General features: G+C 71.0%; 1 protein-coding gene. It reads left to right on the forward strand.

Annotated elements, in window-relative coordinates; genetic code table 11:
* Window positions 1–2,889: type I polyketide synthase (locus AV521_RS46115; protein ID WP_143658782.1), on the forward strand; the 2,889-nt coding region annotated here is incomplete at both ends.

Genomic DNA, 2,889 nt, shown 5'->3' on the forward strand with positions numbered 1-2,889 from the left:
GTGGATGCGGTGGAGGCGCATGGTACGGGTACGAAGCTGGGTGACCCGATCGAGGCGCAGGCGCTGATCGCGGTGTATGGGCAGGACCGTCCGGCGGACAGGCCGTTGTGGCTGGGGTCGCTGAAGTCGAATATCGGGCATTCGGTGGCGGCTGCCGGTGTCGGTGGTGTGATCAAGATGGTGATGGCGTTGCGGCGGGAGGAGCTGCCGCGGACGTTGCATGTGGAGGAGCCGTCGCCGTTGGTGGACTGGTCGGCGGGTGCGGTGGGGTTGCTGACGGAGCCGGTGGCCTGGCCGCGGGGTGAGCGGGTGCGGCGGGCCGGTGTGTCCTCGTTCGGTGCCAGTGGTACGAACGCGCACGTGATCGTTGAGGAGGCGCCTGCCCTGGAGCCCGAGTCGGCGGATGAGGGCGGGCAGCCGGGGGAGTTTTGCGTCCCGGTGGTGTCGGGGTCGCCGGTGCCGTGGGTGGTCTCCGCCGGCAGTGCCGGGGGGCTTCGGGCGCAGGCCGCGCGGCTGCGGGACTTTGCCGAGGCGCAGGGTCCCGGGGGCGACCTGGCAGCCGTCGGGCGGGCGCTGACGACCCGGTGCGGGCTGGGACACCGCTTGGTGGTTCTCGGAGAGGACCACGACGAACTGCTCGCCGGACTTCAGACCTTCGCCGAAGCCGGGGAACCGGTCGGCGGTGCGGTGTCCGGAGTGGCGTCGGGTACGGCGCGGCCGGTGCTGGTCTTCCCCGGGCAGGGCTGGCAGTGGGCAGGGATGGGGGCGGAGCTGCTGGAGGCCTCGCCGGCGTTCGCCGCGGCTGTTCGGGAGTGCTCGGCGGTGGTGGAAGAGCTGGCGGGCTGGTCGGTCGTGGACGTGCTGACCGGTGTCGACTCGGCGCCGTCTCTGGAGCGGGTGGATGTCGTCCAGCCGGTCATGTTCACCGTGATGGTCGGCTTGGCCCGGCTGTGGGAGTCGGTGGGTGTGCGGCCGCAGGCTGTGGTCGGGCATTCCCAGGGGGAGATCGCCGCCGCCTGTGTTGCCGGGGTGCTGTCGGTGGCGGACGCGGTGCGGGTAGTGGTGGCGCGTTCGGCTGCCTTGGTGGAGTTGGCCGGGCAGGGGGCGATGCTCTCGGTCGCCGCCGGCGTCGACGCTGTCACCGAGCGCCTTGGGCCGTGGGAGGGCCGGTTGTGCGTGGCCGCGGTCAACGGTCCGTCGTCCACGGTGGTCGCCGGGGAGGTGGAGGCGGCCGAGATGTTCCTGGCCTCGTGTGCGGAAGCGGGGGTCAGGGCGCGCCGGATACCGGTGGACTACGCCTCGCACACTCCGCAAGTGGAGGCGATCGGTGACCGCATACTCGCCGCCTTGGACGGGATCACCCCCAGGGAGGGTCGGATCCCCCTGTATTCCACGGTCACCGGGAAGGTCATCGACGGCTCGGTGATGAACGCCGGGTACTGGCTGGAGAACCTGTCCAATCCGGTGAGGTTCGAGGATGCCACCAAGGCGTTGCTGGATGACGGATTCACCGTGTTCATCGAGGCTAGTGCCCATCCGGTGCTGACGGTCGGGATCAATGAGACCGTCGACGCCTCCACCACGACCGGTACGCCGGTCGCGGTCACGGGCACACTCCGCCGGGGCGAAGGGGGCCCGCGCCGGTTCATCATGAGCGCTGCTCACGCATGGGCGGCGGGTCTGGATGTGGCCTGGGCGGATCTTCTGCCGGTCGGTGATGCGCGCGTGGAACTGCCGACGTACGCCTTCGACCGGACCCGCTACTGGCTGGATCGTCGTGCGCGCGGTGACGGGAACCTGGCCGGGGTGGGGCTGGGCACGGTGGAACACGGCCTGCTCGCCGCCTCACTCGACGTCGCCTCCGCCGGCACACTCGTCCTCTCCGGACGACTGTCCCTGGCCACCCAGCCCTGGCTCGCCGACCACACCGTGGCCGGCACCGTTCTGCTGCCCGGTACGGCGTTCGTGGACCTGGTGATCCGGGCGGGCGACGAGGTCGGTTGTGGCCGGCTGCAGGAGCTCGTGGTGCAGTCGCCCTTGGTGGTTCCGGCGCAAGGGGCGATGGAACTGCAGGTCGTGGTCGATGCGGCGGAGGACGATGGCGGCCGCGGTGTGGGCGTGTATGCGCGTCCGCAGGGCGCGCCGGGTGAGGTCTGGACTCGCCATGCACAGGCCAGGGTCGTGGCGCAGGGCGCTGGATCGGGCGATGGAGACGCGGAGATCGAGCGGCTGCGGGTATGGCCGCCGGAGGGTGCGTCACCGGTCGCTGTGGGGGACAGCTACGGCGTGCTGGCGGACCGCGGATATGGGTATGGGCCCGCGTTCCAGGGCTTGAGGTCGGTGTGGCGCGGCGCCGATGGTGAGGTGTACGCGGAGGCGGTGCTGCCCGATGTGGTGAGGGAGGACGCCGGTCGGTTCGGTATCCATCCGGCTTTGCTGGATGCGGTGTTGCACGCTCAACAGTTCGATGAGGGGTTTGCCGCGGAGGGTGTGTGGCTGCCGTTCTCGTGGAGTGGCGTGTCGTTGCTCGCCACGGGTGCGAGCGCCTTGAAGGTCGTGCTGCGCCGCGTCGCCGAAGACACGGTGCGGATCACCGCCGTCGACCCGGCCGGCGAACCGGTCGTACAGGCCGACGCCATGCGGATGCGCCGGGCCGATCCCTCCCGGCTGACCGACACCACTCCCGGAAGCGATGGGCTGTTCGCGGTCGAGTGGTTCCCCGCTGCCGTGGTGCAGGCGGCGGGGCCGGGGTCGGTGGCGGTGCTGGGTGCGGATCCTGTGGCGGTCGGGGCTGGTGTGTCCGGTGTCGTGGGGTATGCGGATGTGCTGGCGCTGGCCGCGGCGCTGGATGCCGGTGCCGCGCTTCCGGAGTGTGTGCTGGTCACTGTG

It is taken from the genome of Streptomyces sp. IMTB 2501, from assembly GCF_001953885.1.
Lineage (GTDB): Bacteria > Actinomycetota > Actinomycetes > Streptomycetales > Streptomycetaceae > Streptomyces.